Here is a 23,833-nt window from a genome sequence, read left to right as displayed (position 1 = left end):
AGAGGAAGGGAGCCAGCCTGTATAAGCTCGCACCTTTCCTCTACCCCGTCGATCGGGGGAGAGGTGTCGAGCGTAGCTCGACGGAGTGGGGGTCGACTGTTCATCAAAGCAATGCTTCCGCCTGGTTGCCCGCTTGCCGTAGGTTACGCGCTATCTTCGTTGTACCAATTTTGCGGCGGCTGCGCGTTTCAGGAACGGCTTCCCCCACTCCGTCGCCGCTTCGCGACGCCACCTCTCCCCCCTCCGGAGGGAGAGGAAGGGAGCCAGCCTGTATAAGCTCGCGCCTTTCCTCTCCCCCGTCGATCGGGGAAGAGGTGTCGAGCGCAGCTCGACGGAGTGGGGGTCGACTGTTCATCAACAACACAGATGATCAAAAATCGGTCGGCGCGCCGCCTTCGGACCGCCGCTTGGCGACGAAGGCGTTGAGTTCCTCGCGGATGGCCGGATCCATGTAAGGCTCCTCATAGGACGCCAGCCGCTCCTTCCAGACCTTGTTGGCCTTTTCGAGCGCCGTCGGTGAGCCGGCTTCCGCCCAGGTCTCGTAATTGCGCCAGTCGGAGAGGATCGGCGAATAGAAGGCGGTCTTGTAGCGGTCCTGCGTGTGCTGGGTGCCGAAGAAATGGCCGCCTGGCCCCACCGACTGGATGGCGTCGAAGCCGAGTGCATCTTCGGAAAGATCGAGCGGGGTCAGGAATTCGGCCACCATCTGCAGCAGGTCGATGTCCAGAATGGTCTTCTCGTAGGAGCAGCGCAGGCCGCCCTCGAGCCAGCCGGCGGCATGCATCATCAGATTGCCGCCGCCCTGGATGGCGCCCCACAGCGAGAACACGCTTTCATAAGCCGCCTGCGCGTCGACCGTGTTGGCGGCGCAAGTGTTGGAGGTGCGGTAGGGGATGTTGTAGCGGCGGGCAAGCTGGCCGCCGACAAGCTGCGCCTTCATGTATTCCGGCGTGCCGAACGCCGGCGAACCGGACTTCATGTCGACATTGGAGGTGAAGCCGCCATAGCCGACGGGCGCGCCCTTGCGCACCATCTGGGCGAAGGCGATGCCGGCAAGCGCCTCGGCGTTCTGCTGCACCAGTGCGCCGGCGATGGTGACAGGCGCCATGGCCCCCGACAGGGTGAACGGCGTCACGACGACGACCTGGCCCTTGCTCGACATCTGGATGATGCCTTCCATCATCGGCACGTCGAGCTTGAGCGGCGAATTCGTGTTGATGATGGTGAAGACGGATGGTTCCTCCAGCATCTGTTCATGGCTGATGCCGCGCGCGATCCTGGCGATCTCGATGCCGTCGACATTGCGCTCCTTGCCGAGCGAATAGATGTGGAACACCTTGTCGGTGAGCACGCTGAGATCGCGGATGCATTCGAGGTGGCGGACGGACGGATGGATATCGGTCGGCTCGACCGGATAGCCGCCCGTGCAGTTCAGGATGTTGTGCATCTGCGCAAGCTTGAGGAAGTTGCGGTAGTCCTGCTGGTTGCCGGGCCGGCGGCCACGATCGATATCGGAGCAATTGGGCGCCGACGCCATCATCGAGATGATCACATTGTTGCCGCCGAAGCGCACATTGTGAGCGGGATTGCGGGCATGGATGGTGAACTCCGACGGGCAGTGCGACACCAGTTCCAGGATCATGTCGCTGTCGAAGCGCACCCGTTCTGAGCCGTCGCGCACATCGGCGCCATGCGCCTTCATGATGCTCCGGGCCTCGTCATGCAGCACGTCGACGCCGATTTCCCGCAGCACGCGCAGGGAAGCGAGGTGGATCGATTCCAGCTCGTCGTCGGAGACCAGCCTGGTCGGCGCCAGCGGGTTCTTCAGCTGGCGGAAAGCCGGCTGCTCGAACGCGGCCGAGCCGCCGGCGCGCTTTCCGGCGCGGCCGCCGCGACGGGCGCGGTCGGTGGCCAATGCCGGTTCCAAGGGTTGTAGGGCGGCGGTCATGATGGTCCTCGTAGGATGCGATAGCGGGCGGCATAATGGACCGGCGGCTGTCCAGCCATTGCGGAGGCGGCGACCACTAGGGCGAGGGAAGCGACATGCCGGAACGGCAGCCGCGCGGCCGCGACATCGGCCTGATCCCATCACCCCGTTGGCGCAAGCGGATTTCGCCTGCCGGCCCTTCCTTTGCCCGGATCGAACCCGTAGCTAGTCGGGCTTGCTGGCCCGATGGCCAGCACTTCATATGGATGACAGAACCAGCATGGTCGCGACCGGCTCGAGCGAAGGCGAAGCGGGAACGCAGTGGGCAGCGCTTGCCGCCGTCACCGCGGCACTTGCCATGTTTGGCGCTGCGCAAGGGCTGAGCTCGCCGCTGTTCACGCTGCTGATGCAGAAACAAGGCATGTCGCCGGCGCTGATCGGCTTGTCGGCGGCGATGATGCCGCTCGGGCTGATCTTTTCGGCTTCCTTCGTGCCGGCGGCGGTGCGGCTGGTCGGTGGGCGCAACCTGGCGGTCGGCTGCTCGCTGATCGGCGCACTCTGCTTCCTGGGCATCGGCTATCTGCAGGACTGGGTGGCGTGGTTCGTCATTCGCTTTATTATCGGCGTCGTCATCAACCCGCTCTACATCCTTGGCGAGGTTTGGGCACTGTCGCTGGCGCCGCCATCGCGGCGCGGCAGGGTGATGGGCGTGTTCAACACGCTGATGGGCGCCGGTTACGCCGCCGGGCCATTCGCGCTGACCCTGCTCGGTACGTCGGGCTGGGCGCCCTTCATGGTCGGCGTCGCCGGTTTCGCGCTCTGCGCGGTGATCCTGCACGCGGTCTCGTCTAAGCTCACCGGATTCGAGGATGACGGCCAGCCTGCCAGCGGCCTTGTCGGCTTTGCCAGGATGGCGCCTGCGCTGCTGCTTGCCGTGCTTGTCTCGGCGGCGGTCCAGCAGAGCACCTATGCGCTGGTGCCGGTCTTCGGCGCCAGCTACGGCCTGGCCGAAGCCGTTCTGGCCTCGCTGGTGATGGCGCTTTCCCTCGGAAACATCCTGCTGCAGATACCACTCGGCCTTCTCGCGGAGCGTTTTGGCGGCCGCGCCATGATCATCGTCTGCGCGCTGGCAACAACCGTTTGCGCGCTTTTGCTGCCTCTGCTGATCACAACGCCGTTGATCTGGGTCGTGCTGCTGGTGATGGGCGCGGTCGGTTACGGCGTCTACACCATGGCATTGGTCGAACTCGGCAGCCGGTTCAAGGGCTCTGTGCTGGTCGCCGGCAACGCTGCCTTTGCACTGATGTGGGGCGTCGGTGGCATCGTCGGCCCGCCCGGTGCCGGCCTGCTCATGCAAGGCTTCGGCGCGCTCGGGCTGCCGGTCGTCATTGCCGGCCTCGACGCGGTGCTGGTGATGTTCGCGCTGTACCGGTCGTCCGTGCGCCGAGCTTCCTGACGAGCCCGACCTCCTGACAGTCCCACCCTCCTGGCAGGCATTGTCCGGAGAAAGCGGTTTTCGCCTGCCAGGGGCTTACCACCACGTTGCTCAATCGCTAATCCTGCAGCCTCGATAGCGGTGCGCACATGAATTTGGTTGAATCGAACAAGGACGAGGCGATGCAATGGGCAGCGATCACCGGTGTGATCGCGACCGTCTCGGTGTTCGCCATCGCGCAAGGGTTGTCCTATCCGCTGCTGAGTTTCATCCTGCAGCGCCAGGGCGTTTCGCCAGCGATGATCGGCTTGTCGGCGGCCATGACGCCGATCGGTTTCATCCTGTCGTCGCCATTGATCCCGGCGCTGGCGCGGCGGTTCGGGGCAGGGCGCACGGCGCTTACCTGTGCGGCCCTTTCGGCTGTCGTGCTGGCGCTGATCGGCTGGACGCAAAATGTCTATTTGTGGTTTCCCCTGCGCTTCCTGATCGGTGTGGTGACCAACCCGCTCTATGTGCTGAGCGAGATCTGGGTCATCGCGCTGGCGCCGCCGGCCCGGCGAGGGCGCGTCATGGGTGTCTATTCGACGATCATCTCGGCCGGTTTCGCGGCCGGGCCACTGTGCCTGCTTGCCGTCGGCACCGAGGGCTGGCCGCCCTTCCTCGTCGGCATTCTCGCCTTCGTGCTGTGCGGCATTTGCCTGGCCTCGGTGCTGCCGCGCTTGCCAAAGGTCGACGAGGCCGGGCATCAGGTTTCCGTCCTGGGTTTCGTGCCGCTGGCGTGGCTGCTTTTGTTTGCCGTCATAGTCGCCGCCGGCTTCGAACAGGGCGCGCTGGCGTTGCTGCCGGTCTATGGCACCCATCACGGCATCACCGAGATCCGCATGTCGGCGCTGCTGTCGGTGATGATTGCCGGCAATATCGCCATGCAGGTGCCGCTAGGCCTGCTGGCGGAAAGGCTTTCCGCGCGCCAGGTGCGGCTCGCCTGCGTCGCGATCACGGTGCTCGGCTGCGTCCTGCTTCCGCTTCTCATCGAATCGCCGCTCATCTGGCCAATGATCTTTGTCTGGGGCGCGGTTTCCTACGGCATCTACACGATGTCGATCATCGAGCTCGGCGAACGCTTCACCGGCTCCGCACTGGTTGCCGGTAATGCGGCCTTTTCCTTGATGTGGGGCGTCGGCGGTATCGCCGTGCCGCCGCTGGCGGGCGGCGCGATGGATATTTTGGGTGCCGGCGGGCTGCCGATCACGCTTGGGCTGCTGTGCTTGGCGCTGGCTATTGCTAGCCTCGCTGGTGGGCGGAAAGCCTCAATTGTGCGCTGAGCCTAGTGAATATCGATACGGCCTATCGGCGTTGGCTTTTTCAAAGCAACGCGTTTATCGGAGACCTCATGACCAAGCCTGCCACCCAGACGCCGAATTCCACCCCCTCGACCGACGATCCCTTCCTCTGGCTGGAGGACAGGACGGCCAAGCAGTCACTGGACTGGGTACATCGCCAGAACGAGGTCACGGTTGGCGAATTGCAGGGCGATCCGTCCTATCAGGCGTCGTTCCAGACCGCGCTCAACCTGATGACGGCCGAGGACAACATCGCGGTCGGCGCGGCAAAAGCCGGCCATGTCTACAATTTCTGGCAGGACAAGACCAATGTGCTCGGCCTCTGGCGCCGCACGACCGTCGCTTCCTACAAGACCGAGAAGCCCGACTGGGAAACGATCATCGACTTCGACCAGCTTGCGGCGAAGGAGGGGGTAAAATGGGTTTTTGGCGGTGCAAGCCGACTCTATCCGGACTTCAACCGTTGCCTGGTGAGTATGTCGCCGGATGGCGGCGATGCCAGCGAGATGCGCGAATTCGACATCGCGACCAAGTCGTTTGTCGAGGGTGGGTTTCGTGCACCCGCTTCCAAGTCGGGCTTCAGCTGGCTGGATAAGGACACCGTGATTGTTTCGGCCGCTTTCGACGAGGCCGACAAGACCGAGTCCGGCTATCCGCGAGTCATAAAGCTGTGGAAGCGCGGTACCAAGCTGGAGGACGCGACGCCGATCTTCGAGACGCAGAAAGAGGATCTCGCCGTTGGTGCCGCTGTCGAGTACGACGGTGACAGACGTTATCTGGTCCTGGCTCGAACGCTGAATTTCTTCGCTTCGCACATCTTCCTTCGGCTGCCTTCCGGCGAAAACAAACAACTGCCGCTACCGGACGACATGACCGATACGGCAATATTCAGGGATCAGCTCGTGTTCGGCGTGCGCAGTCCATGGACGGCGCCCGACGGCACGGTTTGCAAGCCCGACGGCCTCTATTCGCTGGATCTCGCGCACTGGGTCAAGATCGGCGCGCTCGGACCTGTCGAAACCTTGTTCGAGCCGGCATATCGCGTTTCCATAGCCGGCGTTGCCCGCACGCGGGACCGGCTGTTCATCAGCCTGATGGACAATGTGCGCGGCAAGGTCGTCGTCTGCGAGCGCAAGGATGGCAACTGGTCGCTGAAACCGGTGGCGCTGCCCGAAAATGGCAATGTCGGCATCAGCCATGCCGAGCAGTTCGGCTCGAGCGTGTCCTTCTCCTTCACCGATTTCCTGACGCCGAGTTCGATCATCTGGTCTGACGACAATGGCGAGACGCTCGCTACCGTGAAGTCGCAGCCGGCGCGTTTCGATGCCTCGCCGCTCATCTCGGAACAGTTCGAGGCGCGCTCCAAGGACGGCACGATGATCCCTTATTTCGTCGTCAGGCGGCGCGATCAGAAGGGGCCGGTGCCGACGCTGCTTTACGGCTATGGCGGTTTCGAAGTGCCGCTGCTGCCCGGCTATGCCGGCGTGCGCGGCAGGCTATGGCTGGAAAAGGGCAATGCCTATGTGCAGGCCTGCATCCGTGGCGGCGGCGAGTTCGGCCCGGCCTGGCATCAAGCGGCGCTCAAGGGCAATCGCCAAAACGGATTCGATGATTTCGCAGCGGTCGCGCAGGACGTCGTCAAGCGCGGCATCGCGACAGCAAGCTCACTCGGCATCCAGGGTGGTTCGAATGGCGGCTTGCTGACCGGCGTTTCCTTGACGCAGCATCCCGAGCTTTTCGGCGCCGTCATCATCGAGGTGCCGCTGCTCGACATGCTGCGTTACGCCGAATTGCCGCCCGGCGCCTCGTGGATGGCCGAATACGGCGATCCGTCGAAACCCGAAGACGCGAAGTGGCTTTCAGCCTACTCGCCCTACCAGCATGTCGACGCCGCTGCCGCCTATCCGCCGGTGCTGCTGACCACATCGACCGCTGACGATCGGGTCCATCCCGGCCATGCGCGCAAGATGGCCGCCCGCCTGCAGGAAGCCGGCCATGCCAGGACGCTGTTCTTCGAGGAGACCGAGGGCGGCCATGGCGGGCGTGGCGACCGCCGGCCGCAGGCGGCGCAGACGGCGATGAAATATGTTTTCCTGCAGAGGGCGCTGACAGCCAAGGCCTAGACTCATTCCGTTATGGGCCAAGCAAAGGGTGGTTCTCCTCGACCAGCCTTTGCTCTAAGGTGGCTTCCATGGCTCTCGTCAGGATGTTGATTGACGCATTTGAGGCTCGCGCATTGCGGGTCGCGGTGACGCCGTCACCGCGTACACTGCGCGCTGAGCTTTTGCGGCTGTGCGCCCGCATCGGCTATTCGCCACCTCTGTGCCTCTGAAGCATTCGCCCCGGCTTGCCGGATAGAATCCAGAGGAAAGATCAGACATGACCTATCAGAATTATTCGCTGAAGCAGCTTCAGCAGATCGACGCCGCGCATCATCTGCATCCGTTCACCGACCACAAGGAAATGCGCGGGGCCGGGTCGCGCATCATCACCCATGCCAACGGCCCTTTCATCTACGATTCCGAAGGGGCTGAAATCCTCGACGGCATGGCCGGGCTGTGGTGCGTCAACATCGGCTATGGCCGTGACGAGCTGGCCGAGGCCGCCTATGCCCAGATGAAGGAACTGCCTTATTACAACTCCTTCTTCAAATGCTCGACGCCGACGCCAGTGCTGCTGTCCAAGAAGCTGGCGGAGATCGCGCCGAAGCACGTCAACCAGGTGTTCTATGGCTCGTCGGGCTCGGAGGCCAACGACACGGCCCTGCGTCTCGTGCGCCACTATTGGGTGCTGGAAGGCCAGCCGGAGAAGAACCGCATCATCTCGCGCAAGATGGCCTATCACGGCTCGACCGTTGCCGGCACCTCGCTCGGCGGCATGGATGGTATGCACAAGCAGCTCAACGGTGCGGTGCCCAACATAGTCCATGTGATGATGCCCTACGCCTATGAACTGGCTCTGCCTGGCGAGAGCGATCATGATTTCGGCCTGCGCGCGGCCGGGGCTGTCGAGGAGGCGATCCTCGAAGCCGGCGCCGACAAGGTTGCCGCGTTTATCGGCGAGCCGGTCATGGGGGCGGGCGGCGTGAAGATACCGCCGGCGAGCTACTGGCCGGAAGTGCAGCGCATCTGCCGCAAATACGATGTCCTGCTGATGCTGGACGAAGTCATCACCGGTTATGGCCGCACCGGCGAATGGTTCGCCGCCCAGACGCTCGGCATCGAGCCCGACACGATCACCACCGCCAAGGCTCTGACCTCGGGCTATCAGCCGCTGTCGGCATTGCTGGTTGGCGACCGCATCGCCTCGACGCTGGTCGAGAAGGGCGGCGAGTTCAACCATGGCTACACCTATTCCGGCCACCCGGTGGCCTGCGCCGTGGCGCTGAAGAACCTCGAGATCATCGAGCGCGAAGGGCTGGTCGACCGCGTCAGGAACGACACCGGTCCTTATTTCGCCAAGGCGTTGCAGGAGCGCATTGCCGGACATGATCTGGTCGGCGAGGTGCGTTCGATCGGACTGATGGGCGCGATCGAGATCGTCAAGGACAAGGCGACCAAGGAGCGGTTCCTGCCGGCTGGAAGTGCGGCGGTGACCGTGCGCGATCATGCCATCGCGCACGGCATGATGCTGCGCGCTACCGGCGACACGATGATCCTGTCGCCGCCGCTGATCTGGACCCGCGATACGATCGACATGGCCTGCGACCGCATCTCGAAGGCGCTGGATCTGGCGCAAGCCGATCTTCGCAAGCGGTAGAACTCGACCCCTTGGCTGGGCGCTCCTTGAGGGAGCGCCCAGCCTTGAGACCATGCTGAAGCGGGAAGCGAACGAATTCCACCACAAGCGCGTAGTGTGTGGGGCTGCGGCTGATTCGGCCGCGACAAGGGGTTTGTTTCCATGAGAAAGACCGGCAAAAGCCGACGGACGCAAGAAGCGGCCAGCATCGGCGACGACCTGATGCTGGCGCCGCTGGTGGCGATGATGCGGCTGCCGTTGATGGCCATGGATGGCGGGAGCAGCCAGCCATGGAGCACGGAGACCGCGCGTGCGGTCAACGAGAAGACCGTTGCCATGGCCGAAGGTGCGCTTGCGGCGCAAATGTCTTTCCTGCAATCGGCATCGCGGTTCTGGCCGGAGGTCTTTTCCGGCCGCACGCCGTCGCTGTTTAACGGTGTCGCCGCTGAACGCTCGATCGGCGCCGCGCTGAAGCCGGCAAGCCGTGCCGTGAAAGCGAACTTTCGCCGGCTCTCCAACAAGACCTGACAGAAGTTGCAGAACTTTGATTTTGCGCATTGACGGGCTCATGCGCTAGAATCAGTCGGTACGTCACCGATGGGGGACACGATGGCCGGACAACCGCTCAACCAGCCGGCTGAAATTCCAGCCGAACTCGACCGCTGGAACTGGGGCGCCTTCTTCCTCAACTGGATCTGGGGCATCGGCAACAGCACCTTCATTGCGCTGCTGGCGCTGATCCCTGTCGTCAACATCATCATGATCATCGTGCTGGGCGCGCGCGGCAGCCGCTGGGCCTGGCAGAACCGCGCCTGGCGTGACGCCGAGCAGTTCCGCAAGACGCAGCGCAACTGGGCAATCGCCGGCCTTGCCGTCTGGGTGGTCGGGATTGGCGGCTGCGCGACGATGGTGGGCAGCATTCCCTACGTCCTGAAAGGCAGCGATGCCTATCACATGACGATGGACAGGCTTCGCGCCGACGACCGCGTCAAGGCGGCGTTGGGTGATGATTTGACCGACAGTTTCTGGGTCGGCGGCCATCTCAACGTCAATGCAAATGGGGCCGGCGACGCCCAGTTCGGCATTCCGGTCCACGGCGCCAAGGGCAAGGGCACGGCCTATTCGACCGCTGTCCGGACAGCCGGCACATGGAGCTTGCGCCTGCTGGTCGTCAGGGTCGAGGGAACCGATGCGCCGATCGTGCTGATCAACGAAGATCATGTCCCGATCCCGAATGCTGCAATCGGAATATAGCTGGGCAAAACGCAAAGACGCGGGCGCGACAGCTGACAGTTCGGCCGGCTTTGTGGCCCAACAATCGGGTGACCACTGCTGCGTTCCAGACAAGGAAATATGCTGAAAAGCCGGATGCTGTCTGACAGTATGCGCATGCGTTCATGTGGACCGGTGGCAATTTCATACAAGGGCACGCGCATATGGTGAGTTCCTTTCGTGCGGTCGTGGTCGGTGGCGGCTGTGTGGGTGCCGGCATTCTCTACGGCCTGGCAAAGCGCGGCTGGACCGATGTGGCATTGCTGGAGCGAACACAGCTTACGGCCGGGTCGACATGGCATGCCGCGGGGCTCATCCCCTCTTACGCGCGCAGCCGCAATGTCGGCCGCATGATCGCCAGGTCGATCGAAATCTATGAAGGCCTGGAGGCGGAGACGGGCCAGAACGTCGGCTGGCACAAATGCGGGCAACTGCGCATTGCCAATACGCGCGACAGGCTGGACGAGTACAGAAGCTATATGGACGTCGCCGAGGTCCAGGGTGTGCGGGCCCGGATCGTATCGCCCGCGGAGGCGCGAGAGATCTGGCCGCTGCTCGACAACAACAGCATGCTGGGCGCCCTCTACCATCCCGATGACGGCCACATTGCACCCGCCGATGTCACCCAGGCCATGGCCAAGGGTGCACGCGACCTCGGCGCGAAGATCCATCTTGATACCGAGGTTGTGGGTTTCGAGCGGATGCCGAGCGGCGAGTGGAAGGTCAAGACCTCGCGCGGTGACATCGTTTGCGAACATGTCATCCTTGCAACCGGCAATTACGCACGCCAGACAGGCGCCATGCTGGGCCTGGACATTCCCGCGATCCCGATCCTGCATCAGTACTGGATCACCGAGGCGGTTCCCGAAATCGTGGAACGCAAACGGCTTGGTCTTCCGGAGATGCCGATCCTCAGGGACGAGGGTTACGAGGGCTATCTGCGCGAAGAGGGAGACGGGCTGATGTTCGGCCCCTATGAGCGCACCGAGCAGCTCAAGCTGTTCGGTGAAAACGGCGTCCCGGAATGGTTCGGCGCCGATCTGCTTGATGAAGACTTCGACGCTGTGTCCTGGAACTGGGAACGCGCGACCGAACTAGTTCCCGCGCTCGGACGCGCCGGCATCAAGCGGAACGTGCGAGGACCTTTCCAGATGACAGCCGATGAACTGCCGCTGATGGGGCAGGCGTGGGGCCTGGAGAATGTCTGGCTCGCCGAAGGAGTGCCAGGGGGCATCCTTTGGGGCGGTGCGATTGGCTATTACCTCTCCGAACGGATCGTGGAGGGTGGCAACAGCATCGACACGGCGGAACTGGATCCCCGTCGGTTCGGCCAATATGCCAACAAGAACTGGACCCGGGCAAAGGTCCGGGAAGCCTGGGGCACCCACGCCGCACAGCACTATCCTGGCCAGGACATGCCGGCGGCGCGACCGCAGAAAACGGCCCCTTCCTATGACCGTCTAAGCCAGCTCGGCGCGGTATGGGATGTGTTGAACGGCTGGGAGATGCCGAGTTGGTTTGCGCCTGCGGGTGTCGAAGCGCGCAACGTCTACAGCTGGCGCTGGACCCCCAAAGGGAACCACGTCGCCGCGGAGGTCCAGGCTGTCCGCCAGGCCGCTGGCCTGGTCGAGATGACACCAATGACCAAGTTCGAGGTCAGCGGACCGGGCGCAAGGGACTGGCTCGACGGAATCCTGGCCAACAGACTGCCGCGTCCCGGTCGCGTCGCTCTTGCCCATCACCTGACGCCAGCCGGCGGCGTGCAGGCCGAATATGTGGTGGCGCGGCTGCAGAGCGACCTGTTCTACCTCATATCGACGCCGCGCGCAGAGCGCTGGAACCTTGACGATCTCCGCCGGCTGTTGCCGAAGGACGGCAGCGTGCATCTGCGCAACGTCACGGAGGATCGCGGCAGCTTCACGGTGGTTGGGCCGAAGGCGCGCGACATATTGCAGCCGCTGACGGAGATAAATCTCTCCAACGAGGCCTTCCCCTGGTTCAGCGTGCAGTCCGGCACTGTCGGCATGGCAAGCGACGTGCGACTGCTGCGCGTCAACTATTCGGGCGAATTGGGATGGGAGCTCTATCATCCGCTCTGCTATCAGCGGCATTTGCTGGAGGCACTTCTGGCATCGGGAGAGGCACACGGGCTGAGACTGGTCGGACTTCAAGCGCTGGAATCGCTTCGTCTCGATAAATCCTATCGGGCCATGTATCGGGATATGAATCTTGAATTGTCAGCCTGGGAAAGCGGTCTCGACCGCTTCGTCAACCTCGACAAGGGGGACTTCATCGGCCGCGTGGCACTGGTCGCAAAACAGAAGCAGGTGACACGCCGGATCGTCACGCTGTCGATCGATACCGAAGGTGCGAGCGCGTTCGCCTTCGAGGGCGTCTACCGCGAAGGCGCACTCGTTGGTCACGTCACTTCGGCAGGCTTTTCCTATACTCTTGGTCACGACATCGCACTCGCGCTGCTGCCCCTGGACCTTGTGTCGCCCGGTATCGAGCTCGAGGTGTCCATCCTCGGCGAGCGCCGCGCGGCCAAGGTGATCGCCGCCTCGCCCTATGATCCGGAAGGCGCCCGCGGGCGCTTGTGAGGCATCCCGGAGTACAGTTTCCGGGTTATCGATGTCTCAAAACGTGCTGCAGGGCAAAACGCAAAAACCGCGCTCCATCAGGAACGCGGCTTTGCCAGATACGCATGGCGCTTCGCTACGCAAACACTTTGCGAAACTTATGGCACTTGTCGAAACTTACGGGCTCCGGTACGCGAGACCTGATCCGGAGCGCCGGGCGGATGAGATATGTCCGCCTCGCAGTCCGTTTTATAGGGACATCGTTACCGCGGAGTTATCGAGAGCTTAAGCAAATCTAAATTTGCATTTTTTCCACCGAAGGAAACCGGAAAAACCCGCCAAATCCGTGGGTTACGCTGGGATACCCCTGAGAAAATTAATTATGCCGGAGAAATCGACGCCGCCATGTCCCTGGGCGTTGAACAAGGCATAGAGCTGGGCTGCTTCGGCACCAAGCGGCGTTACAGCACCCGCACTTTGCGCGGCTTCCTGGGACAATTTCAGGTCTTTCAGCATCAGTGCTGCTGCAAATCCTGGGTTGTAGTCCCTGTTTGCGGGCGAAGTCGGCACCGGGCCGGGCACCGGGCAATAGGTGGTCAAGGACCAGCACTGGCCGGAGGAGGTGGAGGCCACGTCGAACAGCGCCTGGTGTGACAGGCCGAGCTTTTCCGCCAGCACGAAGGCTTCGGCGACACCGATCATCGAAATGCCGAGGATCATGTTGTTGCAGATCTTTGCCGCCTGGCCGGCGCCGTCGCCGCCGCAATGGACGATGCGGCCGGCCATCGGCTTCAGGATCGGCTCCGCAGTTGCAAAGGCGTCATCGGAGCCTCCGGCCATGAAGGTCAGCGTGCCGGCTGCGGCACCGCCGGTGCCGCCTGAGACGGGCGCATCGATGGATAGCAGGCCGTGTTTGGCGGCTATGGCGTGCACCTTGCGCGCCGACTCCACATCGATGGTGGAGGAATCGATGAACAGCGCCCCCTTTTTCGCCTTGGGCGCGATGTCTTCGTAGACGGAGAGCACATGCTTGCCAGCGGGAAGCATCGTAATCACCACATCGGCATCCTTCGCTGCGGCAACGGCGTTGGCCATCACAGTCACGCCATGCTCTCGGGCGACGGTGAGGCTTTCCGGCACAAGGTCGAAACCATTCACCGCATGCCCCGCCTTGACCAGGTTAGCGGCCATCGGATTACCCATGTTCCCTAGGCCGATGAAGGCAATGGTGCTCATCGATTTCTCCTGAATTGTTGCCGTCAGCGGCCAATTAATGCCCGCGCGATGATGACGCGCATGATCTCGTTGGTGCCTTCGAGGATCTGGTGTACCCGCAGGTCCCGCACCAGTTTCTCGATGCCGTAATCGTGCAGGTAGCCGTAGCCGCCGAGCAGTTGCAGTGCGTCGTTGGCGACATTGAAGCCGGTGTCGGTGACGAAGCGCTTGGCCATCGCCGACCATTTGCCGGCATCCGGCGCCTTGCTGTCGAGCTTCGAGGCGGCGGCATAAAGGAAAATACGCGCCGCCTGCAGCTCGGTCTCCATGTCGGCCAGCCTGAACTGCAGCGCCTGGAACTGGTTGATCTTCGAGCCGAAAGCCTTGCGCTCGGCGGTGTAGGAAAGCGCCTTGTCGAGCGCCGACTGCGCGCCGCCCAGCGAACAGGCTGATATGTTCAGCCGGCCGCCGTCGAGCCCGGCCATGGCGATGCCGAAGCCCGCGCCTTCGCCGGACAAAAGGTTCTCGGCCGGTACCTTGCAATCCTCGAAAATGACCTGGCGGGTCGACTGCATGTGCCAGCCCATCTTGTGTTCGTTGGCGCCGAAGGAGAGGCCTGGCGCGTCTTTCGGCACGATGATGGTGGAAATGCCTTTCGGCCCCTCGGCACCGGTGCGCACCATGACGGCGTAGACATCGCTGTCGCCGGCGCCCGAGATGAACTGCTTGGTGCCGTTGAGGACATAGTCGCCGCCGCTCCTGACCGCACGGGTCTTGAGCGCCGCGGCGTCGGAGCCGGAGCCTGGCTCGGTCAGGCAGTAGCTCGCCAGCCATTCCATCGAGGTCAGTTTTGGTAGGAAGCGCAGGCGCTGTTCGTCATTGCCGAAACGGTCGATCATCGAGGCCACCATGTTGTGGATCGAGATGAAGGACGAAAAGGCCGGATCGGCGTGCGAAAGCGCCTCGAAGATCAGCACGGCATCGAGCCGGCCAAGTGCCGAACCGCCGACATCGTCCCTGATATAGATGCCGCCGAGCCCGAGCGGCCCGGTCTCGCGGATCACGTCGGCCGGGAAATGCTTGTTGCGGTCCCAGTCGAGCGCTTTCGGCGCGACACGGTCGGCGGCGAAGGCTTGCGCCATCTCCTGGATGGCACGCTGCTCCTCGTTGAGTTCGAACTGGCTGGTGCTCGCATCGACCGCGGCGTCCATGGCGTGCTCCCTATGTGCTGGCCAGCTAGCTCGCTGGCCTGTCGTTTTTGGCTTTGCGCGCGCACCAATCTAGACCAATGATGCCGCCGCGCAACCCGATCCCCTGCGGAGCGGCTGTGCATCAATGCATGTCCGGAGTAAGATGTGGCGACAAAATTCGATGAACTGCTGGTCCGGTTCCACGCATACCTTGCGTCCGTCGATCACGCCCTGGTGCGCGATGCCGTGCCGCGGATCGGCTGGGACATGCCGGCCCGCACGCTGGAGCCGCATCCGCTTGCCTGCCTGCGCCATCTTGGTCGCGCCGCCGAACTGGCGCCGCCGGATGCCAAGCCGCTGGTGCAACTGCTTGCCGAGCGTCGGAATGATTTCCGCTGGGGGCAGACCTATGGCGAGGCGGATTTCGGAAAGGAGTTCATCGACAATTACGGCTGGCTGGAAGTGTTCGGCACCCGAGGCCACTTCGTCAATGACGCGGTCGCCGCCGGCGTGCTGATCCTTGGGCCTGATATCGTCTATCCCGACCACCATCACATTGCCGAGGAAATCTACATTCCGCTGACCGGCGGTACCGAATGGCGCATGGGCGAGAGCGGCTTTTGCATGCGCACGGCCGGCGAGGTCGTCCACCACGCGTCCAACGTCAATCATGCCATGCGCACCGGCAAGGAGCCATTGCTGGCGCTCTACATCTGGCGCGGCGGGCCGCTGGCGCAGAAATCCGACATTACCGGAACCGTGGCGCAGGGCAGGGGCTGATGGCCAGGGCGATCATGCTGCAAGGCACCGGCTCGGATGTCGGCAAGACGGTGCTGGTCGCCGGCCTCTGCCGCGCGGCAAAGAACCGTGGTCTGAAGGTGCGGCCGTTCAAGCCGCAGAACATGTCGAACAACGCCGCCGTCGCCGATATCCCCAGCGACGACAATGCCGGCGGCGGCGAAATCGGCCGCGCGCAATGGCTGCAGGCGATCGCTTGCGGTGTCGCGCCATCGGTCCACATGAACCCGGTGCTGCTGAAGCCGCAGACCGATGTCGGCGCACAGGTCATCGTGCAGGGCAAAATGTTCGGGGAAGCGCGGGCGCGCGACTACCAGGCGATGAAGGGCCGGCTGATGGATGCCGTGCTGGACTCCTGGAGCAAGGTCGGCGAGGGCGCCGATCTGGTCATCGTAGAGGGCGCCGGCTCGCCGGCCGAGATCAACCTGCGCAGCCGCGACATCGCCAATATGGGCTTTGCCACGCGCGCCGACGTGCCGGTGGTGCTGGTCGGTGACATCGATCGCGGCGGCGTCATCGCTTCGGTCGCCGGCACGCATCTGATCCTGCCGGAAGAGGACCGGCGGATGATCGTCGGCTATCTCATCAACAAGTTCCGCGGCGACGTTTCGCTGTTCGACGACGGCATAAGGTCGATCGAGACATTCACGGGATGGCGCTGTTTCGGTGTCGTTCCGTGGCTGAAGGCGGCGGCACGCCTGCCTTCGGAAGATTCGGTGGTGCTTGAACGGCTGGCGTCCGGCGAAGCGCGCGCGCTGAAGGTGGCGGTGCCGATGCTTGGCCGCATCGCCAATTTCGACGATCTCGACCCGCTCAAGGCCGAACCGCAGGTCGAGGTGGTGTTCGTGCCGCCGGGAAGGCCGCTGCCCGCCGATGCGGGGCTGGTGGTCATTCCAGGCTCGAAGTCGACGATCGGCGATCTTCTGAAGTTCCGCGAGAACGGCTGGGATCGCGACCTGCTCACGCACCGCAAGCGCGGCGGTCATGTCGTCGGCATTTGCGGCGGCTTCCAGATGCTCGGCCGTATGGTGTGCGATCCCGACGGCATCGAGGGCAGCGTCACCGAAGCCGAAGGGCTCGGCCTGCTCGACGTCGAAACGGTGATGGAACCGGAAAAGACGGTGCGCAACGTCAGCGCGCGCTCGGTGCCGTTCGACCTGCCGCTCGAAGGTTATGAAATCCATCTCGGTCGCACCACCGGGCCGGATACGCTGCGGCCGTCGGCAGTCATCAATGGCGTCGATGACGGAGCAGTCTCGGCCGATGGCAAGGTGATCGGCACCTATATGCACGGTCTGTTTGGCGCCGACGGCTTTCGCGGGAAATTCCTCGAAAGCCTCGGCATCAAGGGCGGTGGCATCGACTATCGGGCCGAGGTCGAGCGGGCCTTGGACGAGGTCGCAGCCGAGCTGGAGACTTATCTCGACTGCGACGCGATCTTTGCGCTGGCTCGATAGAGCCCGTTTGGCGAACCACCTTGGCAACTAGCGATAAACGCCCATCACGTCGTCATCCACGGGCGGAGCAAGGAGCGTAGCGACGCGGCGCAGACCCGAGGATCCATGCCGCGACTTCGAAGCGTTGCTTCGGTGCAGAATTCTGCTCCGTTGCACTCTTTGGTTGAGGTCACGGCATGGATACCAGGGTCTCCGCGACGGAGCTTCGCTCCTGCTTCGCCCTGGTATGACGAAGTTCGGACGCTTTCGCCGACTTCAAGCGCTGGCGATGGTCGTTCAGGCCCTTTCGCTTCCCTTCGGCCAGTAGGTGCCAAACGACCAGACATTGCCTTCCGGGTCGCGGCAGATGAACTCGCGGCTGCCATAGTCGCGGTTGGTCAATTCCTGGATGATGGTGGCGCCGGCCTTCCTGGCCTTGGCATAGGCGGCATCGGCATCGTCGACGGCAATGTAGATCGACTTGCCGCCGCCTGAGCCGGGCTCGCCGACCATCTTGCCGTAGTCGTCGTCGCGCACCGTGCCCAGCATGATCATCGAGGAGCCGAAGACCAATTCGGCATGGTGTACGACATCGCCTTCGCCATAGCGGGCACGAACGCTGAAGCCGAAGGCTTCGCCCAGCCAGTCGATCATTTTTGCAGCGTTCTTGTAGCGCAAAGCGGGGTAAAGCCGCGGCGCTTCAGCGGTGGTGGGCATGGGAACTCCTTCAGTTGGGTTGGTCGATGCCCACTGTCGTCGAAGGCCGTCCCAAGGTCTTGAAGAAATGTTACCTGATTGAAAGCGCGGTTGGCGTCTCGCCGGCGAGGTCGCGAAACTCGCGCACCAGATGCGCCTGGTCGGCATAGCCGCAATCGGCGGCTATGCCAGCCCAGTCGGCTGCCGGCTGTCTCGACAGGCCGAGCGCCCGGTTGAAGCGGACGATGCGCGACAGCGTCTTGGGGCCGATGCCGATGGCGTTGGAAAAACTGCCGGCGAGATGTTTGCGGCTCCAGCCCAGCCTTTCGGCGATCGATCCAATGCGGGTCCGGCCGCCGGATGTGATGATGCGGTCATAGGCCCAGGCTATTTCGAGCGGCGTCTCGCTGGCATTCTCGAGACGGGCGGTGACGAAGGCTTCGGCCATATCGAAACGCGTCGTCCAGTCCGGCGTGTTGCCAAGCTTTTCACGCAGCGCCAAGCCTTGCGCGCCAAGCACGTCGTCGAGGACGACCATGCTGTCTGTCAGTTCGCTCATCGGCAGGCGGAAGAAACGGCGTGCGCCAAGCGGCGTGAAGTTGACCTGGACGCAGCAGGCACCGCCGAAGGATTCGATCACCACCGGTCCGGCAAAGAGGCCGGCGGCGAAACTGGCGAAGCGGTCATTGTCGCCGGGCGCCTTGCCGAGGCCGATGGCGAAGGGTTCGGCGAAGCTGATGACCAGCGGTACGGTGAGCGACGCGTATTCGACGTTGCGCAGATGGCCGGGCGCTGTTTCGCGATAGCCGCAAATGTCCGACACCATGCCCTGAAGTCGAGGATCGGGCAGGCGCCGGCGCATCTCGAACCGCCCGGCGACAGATCGGTCCTGCTCTTGCCGGGGTTGCATCTCGACTGGCATCGGCCATCCTTCCGTAGAAAGAAATCTAGCAGACCCTTGGCCGGAATCAAAAGCGCCCGGCTTTTGGCCGGACGCTCCTCGTCCCCACTTCAAGAGAACGTGTCAGGCGCCGCGCATCAAGCAGCCGCCGGCAAGCACGATGAAAGCAATAAGCACGATCCACACCGATGCGAGTGGAATGAACGCAAGAACGCCAAGCGCGGCGAGAACGCCGATGATGGCGATAACAACGGAGATGATAAAAACGATCTGGGTAGGTGCGCTAAGATTCATGTCTGCCTCTCCAACATGATTCGAACAGCGGCATTCTATCAGGGCGCGTGATCACACACCAATCAAGGCCCGCAGCGGGTTCGCAGGGTCGGCCAGCAGCTTCACCGCCAGCGCCAGGCACACGATTACCAGCAGCGGCTTGATCAGTTTTGCGCCGATGCGCATGGCCAGGCTGGCGCCGACGCGGGCGCCGAGGAACTGGGCAACGCCCATCATCAGGCCGATCTTCCAGTAGACGACGCCGAAGGCCGCGAAGACGATGAAGCCGCCGATGTTGGAGGCGAAGTTGAGCAGCTTGGTATGCGCTGTCGCCTTGAGCACGCCATAGCCGGCAAGCGCCACGAAGGCCAGCATGTAGAAGGAGCCCGCGCCCGGTCCAAACAGGCCGTCGTAGAAGCCGATGGCGGGCACCAGGGTCAGTCCGAACAGGAACGGCGACAGGCGCTCGGCGCGATCGACATCGTTCATGTTGGGCTTGAACGCGAAGTAGAGTGCGATGGCGATCAGCACGATGGGAAGGGCAGCCCGCAGAATGTCACCCGGCACGATCGTTGCCAGCAAGGCGCCGATGGCGCTTCCGACAAGGGCCAAAAGCGCCGATGGCAATTGCCGGCGCAGATCGACATGACCCTTCGATGCGTAGTGGATGGTCGCCGAGCCCGAACCGAACATGCCTTGCAGTTTGTTGGTGGCGAGCGCCTGGACCGGCGTGAAGCCGGCAAGCAGCAGCGCCGGCACCGTGATCAGCCCGCCACCGCCGGCGATCGAATCGACAAAGCCCGCGGCAAAGGCGGCGAAGGCGAGCATGGCGACGGTCTGGATGCTAAGGTCGATCATCTGATGTATGGGGGTGTCCGGCCGGCTAAAATATCGGGCGTTCGACCACGGCCGCCCTGTTTGCGCAAGGTCGATTCCGCGCTACCTCTATCCAAGCGCATCGCGCTTGGATTTGTATTTTTGTGGTTAACCCGGAAAGAGGCTCCTGATGGCATTCGCATTGCTGGACCAGATACGTCAGATATTCGACGGCGACCCGGGTGTGCGCAAGGTGGCGGACGATCCGGTCTTGTCGGCGGAACTGCTGATGTTGTTTCGCATGATCCTGGCCGACGGGTCTGTCAGCGAGAGCGAGATGGTTGCCTTCCGGCGCATCTGCAAGGACGCCTTCGGCATTGCGGAAAGCAGTATCGACAGCGTCATCGAATATCTCAACGAGTTCGGCTACGAGACCAATGGTTCGCAGGCGATCGCACTGTTCCGCGACCTCGATGTCGAGCGGCGCCGGCAATTGGCCAAACATATGGCCGATATCGCCAAGGCGGATTCGCAATTGGCCGAGAGCGAGATACGCCTGCTGCGCCGCACGCTCGACCTGCTCGATATCAGCCCGGTCGATGTGGTGAAGCCGCAGGAGTGATTGGGCCGCCTTCTCTCCTGATCAGCCTTGCTCTCGCAGCCGCTTCGCGATTGCCCGGTGCAAGTCAGGGGCAGCGGTGACAAGCGCCTTGGCAGCCTCGGATTGCGGGTGGTCGAGCACCTCGCTCGTCTTGCCGCGCTCGACGACCTTGCCGTCATGCATGACCAGCACCTCGTCCGTGATGGCGCGGGCGACGGTCAAATCGTGGGTGATGAAGAGATAGGCGATGCCGAGCTTCTGGTTGAGCTCGGCGAATAAATCGAGGATTTGGGCGCGGATCGAGACGTCGAGCGCCGAGACCGGCTCGTCGGCGACGACCAGCTTCGGGCGGGTGATGATGGCGCGGGCGATCGACAGGCGCTGGCGCTGGCCGCCGGAAAATTCGTGCGGGTATTTGTCCATGTCGCTGATGCCGAGACCGACTTCGTGCAGCGCATGCGCCACCATCTCGCGGCGTTCGGCGCGCGTCGGCTTTTTCTCCAGCACATGCAGGGGTTCGGCGATCAGTTTTTCGACTTTCTGGCGCGGGTCGAAGGAACCGTAGGGATCCTGGAAGACGACCTGCATGTTACGTCGCGCCGGCTTCAGCTCGGCTTCGCTCTTGCCGGTGACGGTCTCGCCTCGGAACCGGATCGTGCCCGAGCTTGGCTGGTCCAGCGCCAGGATCATGCGGGCGAGCGTTGACTTGCCGCAACCGGAGCGGCCGACCAGCGCCACGGACTGACCCGGCGCCATCGACAGGGAGACATCGTCGACGGCTCGGATACCAGGCGCGCGTTTGAACAATGAGGTGCGTCGGCCGGGGTAGTCGCGGGTCACGCTTTCGACCTGAAGCAAAGGGCGGCCCGTCTCGATGTCATGCGGCCTGGCGCGCGCCGGCACATGCATCGAGGCCTGCGCCAGCTGGCGCGTGTAGGGGTGGGTCTGTTCGGACAGCGTGCGCGCCGTGTCGCCGGCCTCCATCACTTCGCCATGGCGCAGGATGGTGATGCGGTCGGCCATCTCGGTCACCACGGCGAGGTCGTGCGAGATCAGGAGCAGGCCCATGCGGCTCTCAGTGACGAGGTCGCGCAACAGGTCGAGGATCTGTGCCTGCAGCACCACGTCGAGCGCCGTCGTCGGTTCGTCGGCGATCAGCAGCTTCGGCTTCAGCGCGCAGGCGATGGCGATGACGACGCGCTGGCGCTGGCCGCCGGACAGTTCGTGCGGATAGCGCGCCATCGGGAATTTCGCCTCGGGCAAGCCGACGCGGTCGAGCATCTTTCGCGCCCGGTCTTCGGCTTCGGCGCGGCTGGCCTTGGTGTGCCAGCGTATGCCTTCGGCAACCTGTTCGCCGATGGTCTTGACCGGATTGAGCGCCGTCATCGGCTCCTGGAACACCATGCCGATGTCGTCGCCGCGCAGCGCGCACATCTGGTCCTCGGTTGCTGCCAGGATGTCGATGCCGTCGAATGTGACATGTCCGGTGGCGCGCGCGGCATGGGGCAGAAGCTGCATCACCGTCAGCGCGGTCATCGATTTGCCGGAACCGGATTCGCCGACCAGGCCCATCACCTCGCCGGGCGCGACGGAGAGCCCCACACCCCTGAGGATCTGCGTGTCGCCGATAGTTAGCGACAGGTTCTCAATGTCGAGCAGGCTCATCGCTGCCGCCGCGATTTCGGATCGAGGATGTCGGCAATGCCGTCGCCCAGCAGGTTCAGTCCCAGCACGGCGACGACGATCGCCATGCCCGGAAAGATCGCCATCCATGGCGCCACCACCATGCGGGTCTGCGCGTCGAACAGCATGCGGCCCCAGCTCGGCATCGGCGGCTGGGCACCCAGGCCCAGATAGGAAAGCCCGGCCTCGGCCAGGATGCCCAGCGCGAACTGGATGGTGCCTTGCACCAGGAGCAGCGTGGCGATGTTGGGCAGCACATGTTCGATTGTGATCTGCGTGCTGCTCTTGCCGGCGGCGCGCGCGGCCAGAATGAACTCGCGCGGCCAGATCGCCAGCGCGCCGGCGCGGGCGACACGGGCAAAGACCGGGATGTTGAAGATGCCGATGGCGATGATGGCGTTGACGGCACCCGGCCCGAAGATGGCGGTAATCATGATCGCCGACAGCAAAGCCGGGAAGGCGAAGACGAGATCGTTCAGCCGCATCAGCGCTTCGTCGACGAGGCCGCCGCGTGCCGCCGCAAAGGCGCCGAGCGGCACGCCGACGCCCATGCCGATGCCCACCGCGACCAGTGCCACGGCAATCGAATTGCGGGCGCCGACCATGACCATCGACAGGATATCGCGGCCGAAATGGTCGGTGCCGAACCAGTGCGCCACCGAGGGTGCCTGCGTCTTGTCGGATATCACCAGTTTCGTGACGTCGTAGGGCGTCCAGGCATAAGAGACTGAAGCCATTGCCAGGATCAGCAAGGTGATGACGAAACCGGCAACGAAGGCGGTATTCCTGAATGCTTTGGCCAGGATGCTGCCGAACGTCTCCTCCGATTTGTCGATGTGCAGTGTCATTGCCGGCTTCTCAGGCGCGGATCGACGACCGCATAGGAAAGGTCGACCAGCAGGTTGACGGCGATGACGGCGGCGACCAGCAGCATGACGACGCTTTCGACGACGATCAGATCGCGCTGGGTGATGGCCTGGAACACCAGCCGGCCGAGGCCGGGCAGGTAAAAGACATTCTCGATGATGATGGTGCCGGCAAGCAGAAAGGCGAATTGCAGGCCCAGAATGGTCAGCACCGGGATCATGGCGTTGCGCAGCGCATGCCGCCACAGCACGGCGCGGTAGGGCAGACCCTTGGCACGGGCGGTGCGTATATAGTCCTCGTTCAGCACCTCGATCAGCGCCGAGCGGGTGACGCGCGCCAGGATCGCGGCTTGCGGCAAGGCAAGGGCGACCGCCGGCAGCAGCAGCGATTTCAGGGCTGGCCAGACGCCGGCACTCCAGCCGGGAAACCCACCGGCCGGGACCAGCCGCAGCCAGACGGCGAACACATAGATCAGCATCAGCGCGAACCAGAAATTGGGCACGGCGACGCCAAGCTGTGCGGCACCCATCGAAATCGTATCACCGGCGCGTCCACGTCGGCTGGCGGAAAACAGGCCAATGGGAATCGCGATGATGGTGGAGAGCGCAAGCGCAATCAGCGCCAGCGGCAGCGAGACGGCAAGCCGCTCGCGCACCAGGTCGATGACCGGCACCGAATAGGTGTAGGAACGGCCGAAATCGAGGCTGAGCAGGCCGCCGGCCCAGTGCAGATAGCGCAAGGCCAGTGGCGCGTTGAGGCCCATCTGGTTGCGGAGAAGTTCGATCTGGTCGGCGCTTGCGTTCATGCCCAGCATCAGCCGTGCCGGATCGCCGGGCAGGATCTCCAGCACGGCGAACACCACCATGGAAGCCAGCAGCAGCGTGGCGATGGCGACGGCGATGCGTTTTAGGAGATAGGCGGTCATGGAAGCGGAGGCACTGTTATTTTGTCCACCGGGCAAAGGTTGCGTTCCCGCACACCCCCCTCTGTCCTGCCGGACATCTCCCCCGCAAGGGGGGAGATTGTGCTCTCATCGAGGCTTTCGCCAATCGTTGACGGTGCGCAG

Annotated in this window: 20 protein-coding genes; 10 read left to right on the top strand and 10 right to left on the bottom strand. The window is 63.4% G+C overall.

The features are described from left to right. Positions 1-370 precede the first annotated feature (370 nt). A complete protein-coding gene (locus tag EOA13_RS09515) occupies positions 371-1,948 on the bottom strand; it encodes a trimethylamine methyltransferase family protein (protein WP_127291733.1) in 1,578 nt (525 codons plus the stop codon). A 259-nt stretch (positions 1,949-2,207) separates the two neighbouring features. On the opposite strand from EOA13_RS09515, the gene EOA13_RS09510 reads away from it, so the two are divergent. The 7 genes from EOA13_RS09510 (at position 2,208) to EOA13_RS09475 (ending at position 12,312) form a co-directional block, all read left to right on the top strand. Continuing rightward, positions 2,208-3,383 (top strand): MFS transporter, encoded by a 1,176-nt coding sequence (locus EOA13_RS09510; RefSeq protein ID WP_127291930.1) that lies wholly within the window; start codon positions 2,208-2,210, stop codon positions 3,381-3,383. Between the two features lie 128 nt (positions 3,384-3,511). Continuing rightward, a complete protein-coding gene (locus EOA13_RS09505; RefSeq protein WP_127291731.1) occupies positions 3,512-4,684 on the top strand; it encodes an MFS transporter in 1,173 nt (390 codons plus the stop codon). Positions 4,685-4,752: 68 nt separating this feature from the next. Next, positions 4,753-6,825 carry a prolyl oligopeptidase family protein gene (locus EOA13_RS09500; RefSeq protein ID WP_127291729.1) on the top strand — a complete coding sequence of 691 codons (2,073 nt, stop codon included), beginning with the start codon at positions 4,753-4,755 and terminating at the stop codon, positions 6,823-6,825. 256 nt (positions 6,826-7,081) lie between these two features. After that, positions 7,082-8,461 carry an aspartate aminotransferase family protein gene (locus tag EOA13_RS09490; RefSeq protein WP_127268234.1) on the top strand — a complete coding sequence of 460 codons (1,380 nt, stop codon included), beginning with the start codon at positions 7,082-7,084 and terminating at the stop codon, positions 8,459-8,461. A gap of 141 nt (positions 8,462-8,602) precedes the next feature. Continuing rightward, positions 8,603-8,968, top strand: a complete 366-nt coding sequence (locus EOA13_RS09485) for a hypothetical protein (RefSeq protein WP_127291727.1) — start codon at positions 8,603-8,605, stop codon at positions 8,966-8,968. 81 nt (positions 8,969-9,049) lie between these two features. Then, positions 9,050-9,694, top strand: coding sequence for a cytochrome c oxidase assembly factor Coa1 family protein (locus EOA13_RS09480; RefSeq protein WP_127291724.1), 645 nt, complete (start codon positions 9,050-9,052; stop codon positions 9,692-9,694). A gap of 182 nt (positions 9,695-9,876) precedes the next feature. Further along, positions 9,877-12,312, top strand: a complete 2,436-nt coding sequence (locus EOA13_RS09475) for an FAD-dependent oxidoreductase (protein ID WP_127291721.1) — start codon at positions 9,877-9,879, stop codon at positions 12,310-12,312. 330 nt (positions 12,313-12,642) lie between these two features. On the opposite strand, the gene mmsB is transcribed toward EOA13_RS09475, so the two are convergent. Next, complete coding sequence (gene mmsB / locus EOA13_RS09470; protein ID WP_127291719.1) at positions 12,643-13,527, bottom strand: 3-hydroxyisobutyrate dehydrogenase; 885 nt, start codon at positions 13,525-13,527, stop codon at positions 12,643-12,645. Between the two features lie 23 nt (positions 13,528-13,550). Then, positions 13,551-14,717: an isobutyryl-CoA dehydrogenase gene (locus tag EOA13_RS09465; protein WP_127291716.1), complete on the bottom strand. Its 1,167-nt coding sequence runs from the start codon at positions 14,715-14,717 to the stop codon at positions 13,551-13,553. Between the two features lie 144 nt (positions 14,718-14,861). Here EOA13_RS09465 and EOA13_RS09460 point away from each other — a divergent pair, with 144 nt between their 5' ends. Both EOA13_RS09460 and EOA13_RS09455 read left to right on the top strand, forming a co-directional pair. Further along, positions 14,862-15,476 carry a dimethylsulfonioproprionate lyase family protein gene (locus EOA13_RS09460; protein ID WP_127291713.1) on the top strand — a complete coding sequence of 205 codons (615 nt, stop codon included), beginning with the start codon at positions 14,862-14,864 and terminating at the stop codon, positions 15,474-15,476. Beyond that, on the top strand, positions 15,476-16,951 hold the full coding sequence (locus EOA13_RS09455) for a cobyric acid synthase (protein WP_127291710.1): 1,476 nt from the start codon (positions 15,476-15,478) through the stop codon (positions 16,949-16,951). Before EOA13_RS09460 ends, EOA13_RS09455 begins: the two co-directional genes overlap by 1 nt. A 276-nt stretch (positions 16,952-17,227) precedes the next feature. Here the strand turns inward: EOA13_RS09455 and EOA13_RS09450 are convergent, their stop codons facing one another. From EOA13_RS09450 to EOA13_RS09435, 4 genes are all read right to left on the bottom strand, one after another. Then, positions 17,228-17,647 (bottom strand): VOC family protein, encoded by a 420-nt coding sequence (locus EOA13_RS09450; protein WP_127291708.1) that lies wholly within the window; start codon positions 17,645-17,647, stop codon positions 17,228-17,230. 70 nt (positions 17,648-17,717) lie between these two features. Further along, a complete protein-coding gene (locus tag EOA13_RS09445; RefSeq protein ID WP_127291705.1) occupies positions 17,718-18,548 on the bottom strand; it encodes an AraC family transcriptional regulator in 831 nt (276 codons plus the stop codon). 102 nt (positions 18,549-18,650) lie between these two features. Then, on the bottom strand, positions 18,651-18,821 hold the full coding sequence (locus EOA13_RS09440; protein WP_023812274.1) for a hypothetical protein: 171 nt from the start codon (positions 18,819-18,821) through the stop codon (positions 18,651-18,653). A 51-nt stretch (positions 18,822-18,872) separates the two neighbouring features. Further along, positions 18,873-19,658, bottom strand: a complete 786-nt coding sequence (locus EOA13_RS09435; RefSeq protein ID WP_127291702.1) for a TSUP family transporter — start codon at positions 19,656-19,658, stop codon at positions 18,873-18,875. Between the two features lie 148 nt (positions 19,659-19,806). Between EOA13_RS09435 and EOA13_RS09430 the strand changes: the two genes are divergently transcribed. Then, positions 19,807-20,238: a TerB family tellurite resistance protein gene (locus EOA13_RS09430; RefSeq protein WP_127291699.1), complete on the top strand. Its 432-nt coding sequence runs from the start codon at positions 19,807-19,809 to the stop codon at positions 20,236-20,238. 21 nt (positions 20,239-20,259) lie between these two features. Here the strand turns inward: EOA13_RS09430 and EOA13_RS09425 are convergent, their stop codons facing one another. The 3 genes from EOA13_RS09425 to EOA13_RS09415 are packed head-to-tail and all read right to left on the bottom strand — an operon-like array spanning position 20,260 to position 23,692. Then, positions 20,260-21,882 (bottom strand): dipeptide ABC transporter ATP-binding protein, encoded by a 1,623-nt coding sequence (locus EOA13_RS09425; RefSeq protein WP_127291697.1) that lies wholly within the window; start codon positions 21,880-21,882, stop codon positions 20,260-20,262. Next, positions 21,879-22,748 carry an ABC transporter permease gene (locus EOA13_RS09420; RefSeq protein ID WP_127291694.1) on the bottom strand — a complete coding sequence of 290 codons (870 nt, stop codon included), beginning with the start codon at positions 22,746-22,748 and terminating at the stop codon, positions 21,879-21,881. Before EOA13_RS09420 ends, EOA13_RS09425 begins: the two co-directional genes overlap by 4 nt. Further along, positions 22,745-23,692: an ABC transporter permease gene (locus EOA13_RS09415; protein WP_127291692.1), complete on the bottom strand. Its 948-nt coding sequence runs from the start codon at positions 23,690-23,692 to the stop codon at positions 22,745-22,747. Before EOA13_RS09415 ends, EOA13_RS09420 begins: the two co-directional genes overlap by 4 nt. Between the last annotated feature and the right edge of the window lie 141 nt (positions 23,693-23,833).

Source organism: Mesorhizobium sp. M7A.F.Ca.US.011.01.1.1 (genome assembly GCF_003998295.1).
Classification (GTDB): domain Bacteria; phylum Pseudomonadota; class Alphaproteobacteria; order Rhizobiales; family Rhizobiaceae; genus Mesorhizobium.
The sequence above is the reverse complement of the archived record's forward strand: the minus strand, read 5'-3'. Positions and strand labels throughout refer to the sequence as shown.

Coding starts and splice junctions, on each gene's coding strand:
- EOA13_RS09515 (WP_127291733.1), bottom strand. CDS start 1,948: ATGACCGCCGCCCTACAACCCTTGGAACCGGCATTGGCCACCGACCGC.
- EOA13_RS09510 (WP_127291930.1), top strand. CDS start 2,208: ATGGTCGCGACCGGCTCGAGCGAAGGCGAAGCGGGAACGCAGTGGGCA.
- EOA13_RS09505 (WP_127291731.1), top strand. CDS start 3,512: ATGAATTTGGTTGAATCGAACAAGGACGAGGCGATGCAATGGGCAGCG.
- EOA13_RS09500 (WP_127291729.1), top strand. CDS start 4,753: ATGACCAAGCCTGCCACCCAGACGCCGAATTCCACCCCCTCGACCGAC.
- EOA13_RS09490 (WP_127268234.1), top strand. CDS start 7,082: ATGACCTATCAGAATTATTCGCTGAAGCAGCTTCAGCAGATCGACGCC.
- EOA13_RS09485 (WP_127291727.1), top strand. CDS start 8,603: ATGAGAAAGACCGGCAAAAGCCGACGGACGCAAGAAGCGGCCAGCATC.
- EOA13_RS09480 (WP_127291724.1), top strand. CDS start 9,050: ATGGCCGGACAACCGCTCAACCAGCCGGCTGAAATTCCAGCCGAACTC.
- EOA13_RS09475 (WP_127291721.1), top strand. CDS start 9,877: ATGGTGAGTTCCTTTCGTGCGGTCGTGGTCGGTGGCGGCTGTGTGGGT.
- mmsB (WP_127291719.1), bottom strand. CDS start 13,527: ATGAGCACCATTGCCTTCATCGGCCTAGGGAACATGGGTAATCCGATG.
- EOA13_RS09465 (WP_127291716.1), bottom strand. CDS start 14,717: ATGGACGCCGCGGTCGATGCGAGCACCAGCCAGTTCGAACTCAACGAG.
- EOA13_RS09455 (WP_127291710.1), top strand. CDS start 15,476: ATGGCCAGGGCGATCATGCTGCAAGGCACCGGCTCGGATGTCGGCAAG.
- EOA13_RS09450 (WP_127291708.1), bottom strand. CDS start 17,647: ATGCCCACCACCGCTGAAGCGCCGCGGCTTTACCCCGCTTTGCGCTAC.
- EOA13_RS09445 (WP_127291705.1), bottom strand. CDS start 18,548: ATGCCAGTCGAGATGCAACCCCGGCAAGAGCAGGACCGATCTGTCGCC.
- EOA13_RS09440 (WP_023812274.1), bottom strand. CDS start 18,821: ATGAATCTTAGCGCACCTACCCAGATCGTTTTTATCATCTCCGTTGTT.
- EOA13_RS09435 (WP_127291702.1), bottom strand. CDS start 19,658: ATGATCGACCTTAGCATCCAGACCGTCGCCATGCTCGCCTTCGCCGCC.
- EOA13_RS09430 (WP_127291699.1), top strand. CDS start 19,807: ATGGCATTCGCATTGCTGGACCAGATACGTCAGATATTCGACGGCGAC.
- EOA13_RS09425 (WP_127291697.1), bottom strand. CDS start 21,882: ATGAGCCTGCTCGACATTGAGAACCTGTCGCTAACTATCGGCGACACG.
- EOA13_RS09420 (WP_127291694.1), bottom strand. CDS start 22,748: ATGACACTGCACATCGACAAATCGGAGGAGACGTTCGGCAGCATCCTG.
- EOA13_RS09415 (WP_127291692.1), bottom strand. CDS start 23,692: ATGACCGCCTATCTCCTAAAACGCATCGCCGTCGCCATCGCCACGCTG.